At 59.2% G+C, this 7987-nt stretch carries 6 protein-coding genes; all 6 read left to right on the top strand.

The window, feature by feature from the left end:
- The first annotated feature begins 214 nt into the window (after positions 1–214).
- The gene (locus tag HMPREF3011_RS03925; protein WP_168168152.1) at positions 215–1501 is read left to right on the top strand and encodes a PDDEXK family nuclease; all 1287 of its coding nucleotides are present in this window, start codon (positions 215–217) and stop codon (positions 1499–1501) included.
- A gap of 31 nt (positions 1502–1532) precedes the next feature.
- Positions 1533–2291 (top strand): MOSC domain-containing protein, encoded by a 759-nt coding sequence (locus tag HMPREF3011_RS03930; RefSeq protein WP_224786625.1) that lies wholly within the window; start codon positions 1533–1535, stop codon positions 2289–2291.
- A gap of 48 nt (positions 2292–2339) precedes the next feature.
- Positions 2340–3956 carry a protein adenylyltransferase SelO family protein gene (locus tag HMPREF3011_RS03935; RefSeq protein WP_070841188.1) on the top strand — a complete coding sequence of 539 codons (1617 nt, stop codon included), beginning with the start codon at positions 2340–2342 and terminating at the stop codon, positions 3954–3956.
- Positions 3957–4483: 527 nt separating this feature from the next.
- Positions 4484–6229, top strand: a complete 1746-nt coding sequence (locus tag HMPREF3011_RS03940; RefSeq protein WP_070841189.1) for a peptide ABC transporter substrate-binding protein — start codon at positions 4484–4486, stop codon at positions 6227–6229.
- 4 nt (positions 6230–6233) lie between these two features.
- Positions 6234–7160, top strand: a complete 927-nt coding sequence (locus HMPREF3011_RS03945; RefSeq protein ID WP_038626862.1) for an ABC transporter permease — start codon at positions 6234–6236, stop codon at positions 7158–7160.
- On the top strand, positions 7153–7987 hold an 835-nt coding region (locus HMPREF3011_RS03950), incomplete at its 3' end, for an ABC transporter permease (protein ID WP_070841190.1). The genes HMPREF3011_RS03945 and HMPREF3011_RS03950, both read left to right, overlap by 8 nt.

Raw genomic sequence — 7987 nt, forward strand, 5'->3', positions numbered from 1 at the left:
ATTAGAAACTCCCAGGTCAGCTCCCTGGATTTGGGCAAAAAAAGGCACCAAACATGCGAGTCTAGGTAATTTTGACCCTTGTAAACGCCTTTAACAGTTACTTTTGGATCTGCAGTCTGGCTCAATTGATGTGTTATCCACAGTCCGAAAACTATCCACAGAAAGTTGATTTACAACGGTCTTTGGCCAGCGGGCTTCCGCACCATCGATGAGAATGTCCGCCATGCGGAAAACGAGCGAGCTCATTTTCAATTCCTCCGGAATTGTGCACCTGCGAGAACAGACTCATATCAGCCGAAATACAGCACGAGGGATTCTCAGCCGGGCGGTCGAGCGCGGTGAACTTGTTCAGTTGTTTCGGGGCACTTACGCGGATGCACGAATATGGCCATCTAACAGCGATTTTCCACGAGGAATTCTTGCCATTAAGGCGGAACTCATCCGGGCACGGATTCAATGCATTGCCATTTCACAGGCACACCCAGATCGCGTATTAACCGGAATCGCAGCAGCGCTGATACATAGCCTGCCACTGCTCGATATTCCGCAAACGCTGACGCTCAGTTCCAGTGTAAAAAGTGGGTCGTCGACACTTAAAACACACCATGGCCTGCAATTTCACCAGAATTACTTAGCATTGCCCCCAAGTGCCACGACCACCATCGATGGCGTGCGGGTCACTACTCTGGCGCGAACCGTGGTTGATATCGCTGCTGCTCAGCCGCGCGTCGACGATGCCACGCGCCGCAAACCCGAGGTCTTTCGACGCTTTGCCGAAGCTATCGCGCTTGCCGACGGCGCCCTGCGTGGCTCGGTCGGAACACTTGGCTCGACGGGAATGCAGCCTCAGCAAGCTCTGCCGTGGCCGGAGGCGCCGCCGCGCTTTAAGCCATCAAATTGGGACATTGAACAGGAGTTTCCGCAGCTCGCAGCGCCGCGGCACGTGGCCATTTCCAGTACTGATTTCTTACCCCACGTGCACGACCAACGGGGTCGAGTGCGTGGGCCCCGCATGCTGGAGGTGCTGATGGTGGCATCGCCGTGGTCGGAAAGTGCATTTGAGTCGGTGACAAAGGCGTTGCTCGTGGAGCTAAAGCTGTCATTTGTGCAGCAACCACGAATAGTAGATGAGGCCGGGGTGTTCGTTGCGCGTGTGGATTTCCTGCTTCCGGCTCACGGAATCATCATCGAGTGCGACGGGCGAATGAAGTACGAGCCCGCGCAATCGAGAATGCAATCAACAGTGCAATCAGAAACGCGCGCTGGCGCCGGCCAACACCACGCGGGCACCGCCAACATCTGGCATGACCGGCGTCGCGACTACCAACTCACCAACCTCGGCTACGCCATCATCCACCTGACGTGGGATGCGATCTTTGACGGCTCGGCGGCGGGCATGATTCGTAAGGCATTGGCAGCCTCAACGACACCGCGCGGACGCTGGTTTGATGCCATTACCGCACTTCCAAGAGGCGCATATAAATTCTCCTTTTCTGGCTAAAACGCTTCCAGTCACATGGCAGACTCAAGACATGAGCCCGCAGACCCAGCCAGGCCACCAACGACCAAGCCAGGAACAACCAAGCCGCCCACAGCCGAGCCACCAACTCCCAGAACTCATCGGCCGAGTGCGCCGTGTCCGCACCGGGCCGGTAGTGACGCAAAAGTGGAGCGGCCGTGAAATCAGCACCGGCGCCGCCAAATCACCACGCACGGGCCGCGTAATAGTCGCAGAAAACGGCCTTGACGGCGACGCCCAGGGCAACTTGAGGGTCCATGGCGGACCAAACAAAGCGATGTGCTGCTACCCATTCGAGTTCATGGCTCAGTGGGCGGCTGATGGATTCGATTTGCCGGAGGGCGCTTTCTTCGAAAATCTCACGCTAGAAGGCCTTCCTGACCAGGTGGTTTGTCTGGGTGACATCTTCGAACTGAACGATCTGACAGTCCAGGTCACGCAACCGCGTCGTCCGTGTGCCACGGTCTCGGCACGTTGGAGTGATCGCCGACTGCCCAGGCTCATGCAGTCGAAGTCCCGTTCCGGCTACTACCTGCGGGTCCTTCATCCCGGTACCATCGCTGAAGGTGACACCATGCGGCTGGCCAAACGTCTTCCAAGCGCTGTCTCTGTTGCAGAGACCAATCGCGTCATGAACATCGACCGCCAGGACATCGAGGGCATCCACCGTCTCCTCGCCGCCCCTGAGCTTCCGGAGCGGTGGCGAGCAACGCTCTATCGCCGCTTGAACGGCGAGTTTGAAGACGACACCGCTCGCCTCAGCAAGCCCTGAACATAAAAGCGCATATTCTCAATCCGGCCTACCCGTTAAACTGCGCACATGGCTAGAAACGTCGTTGATCTGCCCTCCGCACTGCCTGAACTCGCTATCGACCAGCAGGGGTTTGACGCCCCATCGCCGCAGCTCGTCATGCTTAACGAGGAACTCGCGACCCAGCTCGGTCTCTCCCCACAGTGGCTCCGGTCAGACGCTGGCCTGAAGTTCCTCACTGGCCGCGGAGTCGGCAAGGAAACCGATACCCCACCCGGCGCATACACAACCCCGGTGTCCACGGCCTACGCCGGCCACCAGTTCGGTAACTTCGCAGGCCTACTCGGTGATGGTCGCGCGCTCTTGCTTGCCACAGTTGAGGCTGAACCGGGGCTGACTGGACTGCCGGATTACCCCAAAGAGACAACCCGCAGCGACAACACCCAGGCCTACGAGATTCAGGCGAAAGGCACCGGCCCCACACCCTTCTCCCGTGGCGGTGACGGCAAAGCCACGCTGACCTCCGCCCTGCGGGAGTACCTCATCAGCGAAGCCATGTATGCGCTCGGCATCCCCACCACCCGCGCGCTGGCGGTCATCAAAACCGGCGAAGAGATTTACCGCGGCTCGCAAACCCCATTCGACAACACCGACCCCACCACCGAACTTCAACCGGGCGGCATTGTCGTGCGCGTAGCATCCAGCCACCTGCGAGTTGGCACGTTCGAGCTGGTCGCACGCTCCGGAGCGGACACCGGAATCATGGACCGGCTCATCGACTTTGCCGCGCAGCGGCATGGCTACGAGGGTTCGGCGGAATCGGTTCTCCGGGACGTCGTCAAGCGGCAAGCCAATCTCGTTGCGGCGTGGCTGGCCTGCGGTTTTGTCCACGGCGTGATGAACACCGACAATGCCAGCATCGCGGGCGAGACCATCGACTTTGGGCCGTGTGCGTTTCTGGATGCGCACGATCCGCGGGCGGTGTTTAGCAGCATTGATCGCGGCGGTCGATACGCGTTCGGCGCGCAGCCAACAATCGCGGGGTGGAACATGTCGAAGCTCGCGGAGACTTTGCTACCGCATTTCGCAGGCACCCCGGAGGATGCCCTCACACGCGCCCGCGACATCCTGGGAGAATTCGCCGACGAGTTCACCGATGCGCTCAGCCGCAGGTGGCTGCCCAAGTTGGGGATTCTCCCCTCGCTTTACGACGACCCGCTGGCCACCCCCTTGGTACAGCAGTGGCAGGCGTTGCTGGCGAAGTTTGGGCTCGACCACACGAATGCTCATCGGGCGCTGATTGAGGCTCTGGCCGATGGTGATGGGCAGGATTTCACTGCGCTGACCGCGCTGACCAGGCTGTCTGATGATCCTGCGTTCCCCGCTGCCGCGACTGAGTGGGGGCAGTTGTGGCAGCGGACACGGGAGGAGCTGAGAATCGACCAGGCGACGGCCCTGGCACTTATGGAGGAAACAAACCCACTGTATATTCCGCGAAATCACCTGGTCACGGAAGCGTTAGCGAAGGCAGGGGCGACAGGAGAAGCAGGGGCGGGGGATTTGGCCGCCTACCGGCACCTGCTGGAGGCGGTAACCAACCCCTTTGAGTTGCAAGACGTCCCAGCGGGGTTCACTGAGCCGGCACCGCGGGAGTTGGGGGCTTTCCACTCGTACTGCGGGACTTAATGCGCTGGCTTGGCGGCGCTCCGGCGCCCCTCTACCAAGCCCCAAAGCCCACTTCACGACACGGGTGTCACCTCGTGTCAGCTGTGGAGGTGGCATGAGGTGACATAGCTGTCGTGAAGTCGCGGATGGGGCCCGCGGACGGGGCCCGAGGATGGGACCAACGCGAATAAGCCCAACGCGGACGGAGCCTGGCTGAGCGCCAACGTCGCGGAGCACCAGAGGACAACCCCTGCGGGGGTGCCAGGGTGTCACAGACTTTCACCGCTGCACAGAATTAACTCCCCAATCGAGGGTAAAAGACACCGTCAAATAAGGGATGGTTCGCCTGATCAATACTCATATGTTTTTTGGACTTGTAAGGTTAGAGACTGTATTGAACGGTCGTATCCAAACCTTAGAATCCGTCACAACCAAAGGTTTCACCACCACCATTGCTAAGCAGCTGGGAGGTGGGTAGCTGAGTCGTTTGGAGTGAGCCGATCACCAAATTCATATCGCCTAGCTGGCAGAATCTAGAAAGGCTCGCGATGCATAGACCCGTTGCCTCCGGCCCCTTCCACACCCGGCAGGAACTCCGGCGGAAGCTCCGACAGCGAGAGAAGTTCCGTGCCACAAAACTGCACGCAACAGCGCTCAGCGAAAAAGGAAAGTTCACGCTGCATGTCCGCCAAATCCTGGCGGCTTTGCTGGCAATTGTCCTACCGGGCGCTGCACTTGCTGCCTGCAGCACTGACCAGCAACAGGTCGGCGCCGGGTTCATTGTGGTTCAGAACTCCGAACCGCAGTCGCTGCTGTACACCACTGACACCAATGAAACCGGTGGTGGCGATATCTTCCGCGTGCTCTACTCAGGTCTGGTGCGCTACGACACCGACGGCTCGATGATCCTGGACCATGCGGCAGAAATTAAGCCCAACGAGGACTCGACTCATTTCGACATCACGCTGAAACCGGGCTGGACCTTCCACAACGGCGAACCCGTCACCGCGCAGAGCTACATCGATGCCTGGAATTACGCTGCCTACGGCCCGAACCTGCAGAAGCAGCAGTCCTTCTTCGCCAACGTGCAGGGCTTTGATGCTGTCTCGGGAGAAAAGGCCACGGAGAAAACACTCTCCGGTCTGAAAAAGGTCGACGATCTGAAGTTCACCGTAGATCTGACCACCCCAGATTCCTCCTTCCCGCTCAGCCTCGGCTATGTCGCGTTTATGCCACTGCCGAAGGCAGCGTTCGAAGACAAGAAGGCTTTCGGTGAACACCCCATCGGCAATGGTCCCTACAAGATGGCCGAAGGTCGTGCGTGGCTGCATAATAACCAGCTGACCTTGGTCAAAAATGATAACTTCGCCGGTGAGCACAAGGCTCGCAACAACGGTCTGGTCTACCGCTTCTACTCGGACATGGACACCGCGTACGCGGATCTCCAGGCAGGCCGCCTGGACACGCTGCCGCGCACCATTCCACCGACGGCGATGGCCAGCTTTGAAACCGACTTCCCTGACTCCAGCGCAAACGTCCCAACTTCCTCAGCGCAATACTTCGCAATTCCGCGAAATCTGCCAGGCTTTTCGGGTGAAGAGGGCAAGCTCCGTCGTCAAGCAATTTCCATGGCGTTTGACCGCCAGCTCATCACTGACAAGATTTTCTTCGGCACGCGCACCCCGGCGCGCGAATTCAGCTCACTGACGCTCGGTGACTTGGATCCGAATGTGCCTGGGCAGGATGTGTTGAAGTACAACCCGGACAAGGCTCGCAAACTGTGGGCCGAGGCCAACAAAATTGCGCCGTTTACGGGCTCGTTCGATATTGCCTACAACGCCGACGGCGGGCACCAGCAGTGGGTTGAAGCGGTGACCAACATGATTGGTGAAACCCTCGGAATTGAATCTCACGGCAAGGCCTACCCGACCTTCAAGCAGCTGCGCGATGAGATCACTAATGAGACCCTGACCAGCGGCTACCGTACCGGCTGGTCAGCGGACTACCCATCGGTTGCCAACTACATGATTCCGCAATTCGCCACCGGTGGTTCCGCGAATGACAACCACTACTCGAATCCGAAGTTCGACAAGCTCATTCAGGAAGCGTCCTCGGCAAAGAGCGCAGAAGATGCCAAGCCGATTTATGTCAAGGCTCAGTCTGTGCTGATGGAGGACCTGCCAGCGATTCCGCTGTGGTACCCCAATGCTTCGGTGGCGTGGAACCCGAAGCTGCGTAATGCCGTGGTGATGTGGGATGGCATTTTGGACTACCCAATGATTGAAAAGGACTAGCGCCATGGGTTGGTATATCGGAAAGAGACTCCTGCAGATGGTGCCGGTCTTCTTCGGTGCCACGCTGCTGATTTATGCGATGGTCTTCGCCATGCCCGGTGACCCCATCGCCGCATTGGCCGGCGACAAGCAGTTGCCGCCGGAGCAGGTCGCTGCGCTGCGCGCGCACTACCACCTGGATGAACCCTTCTTCGTCCAGTACTGGGAATACTTAAAGGGCCTGTTCACACTGGATATGGGCGAGACTTTCTCCGGCCGCTCAGTCGGCGAGGAAATTGCTCTGGCCTTCCCCATTACTATTCGCCTGGCACTGATGGCCGTTGCCATTGAGGCAATCTTCGGCATCGGCCTTGGCGTCATCGCAGGCATGCGCAAGGGCGGCTTCTTCGACTCCACCGTCCTGGTTCTGTCCCTGCTAGTCATTGCAACTCCGACCTTCGTGCTCGGCTTCGTTGCCCGCTACCTCTTCGGTGTGCGCTGGCACATTGTCTCCCCCACTGTCGGTAGCGATGCGTCCTTTACTTCCCTGCTACTTCCGGCATTCGTGCTGGGTCTCGTCTCGGTTGCTTATGTTCTGCGACTGACGCGCTCGGAGGTTTCGTCGGCACGCCATGCTGACTTCGTGCGCACCGCCCGCGCCAAGGGCTTGCCAACCTCTGAAGTCACCCGCCGCCACATCTTGCGTAACTCGCTGATTCCCGTTGTGACCTTCATCGGCGCTGATCTCGCCGCTCTGATGGGTGGCGCAATCGTCACCGAGGGCATCTTCAACGTGCCCGGTATCGGTGGCCTGATCTTCCACGCCGTCCAGATTGGTGAAGCTCCCACCGTGGTCAGCATCGTGACCATCCTGGTGGTTATTTACATGTTCGCCAACTTGCTCATCGACTTGCTCTACGCAGTCCTGGATCCGAGGATTCGTTATGCCTAAGCCAGATTCGACGCAGTTAGATTCGACTCAGCCAGAAAAGCAGGCCAACACCGCACAGGCCAACACCGCGCAGGCACCAAATCCGGCGACGAACCCCGACCACAAGCAGCTGCCCGACAACCCACCACTTGGTCTGTGGGGTTCGGCCTGGCAGAACCTGCGTTACCGCCCACTGTTCTGGGTTTCCGCATTCATCATTTTGCTCTCCATCGCAGTGGCCGCGTTCCCGTCGCTGTTCACCTCGGTGGATCCGTCGGCAGCTAACCTGCGCGACTCCCTGGCGCCGGCCCGCGAAGGCCACCCCATGGGCTTCACGCAGCAGGGCTATGACGTCTACGCCCGTGTCATCTACGGTGCCCGCGCCTCGGTCATCGTCGGTATCGGCGTCACCCTGGCCGTGACCATCGTCGGCATCATCCTCGGCGCAATCGCCGGCTACCTGGGAGGATGGGTCGATGCGGTGCTCTCTCGCATCACGGACATGTTCTTTGCCATTCCACTGATTCTGGCCGGCATCGTGCTGATGCAGCTGTTTACCGAACGCACCATCTGGTCCGTGGTCTTCGTGCTCGCTGCTTTCGGCTGGCCGCAGATGGCGCGCGTGGTGCGCTCCTCGGTGATTTCGGTGAAGAACGAGGAATACGTCACCGCTTCCAAGGCGCTCGGTCTGTCCAACACTGGCATTCTCTTCCGCCATGTGCTGCCGAACTGCCTCGCCCCTGTCATCGTTATGGCCACGACTTCACTGGGTATTTACATCGTCGCCGAAGCCACGCTGTCCTACTTGGGCATTGGCCTTCCGACGACCACCGTTTCCTGGGGCAACG

The sequence above is a fragment of the Corynebacterium sp. HMSC074C04 genome, from assembly GCF_001838295.1.
In the GTDB taxonomy this organism is placed as follows: Bacteria; Actinomycetota; Actinomycetes; order Mycobacteriales; family Mycobacteriaceae; genus Corynebacterium; species Corynebacterium amycolatum.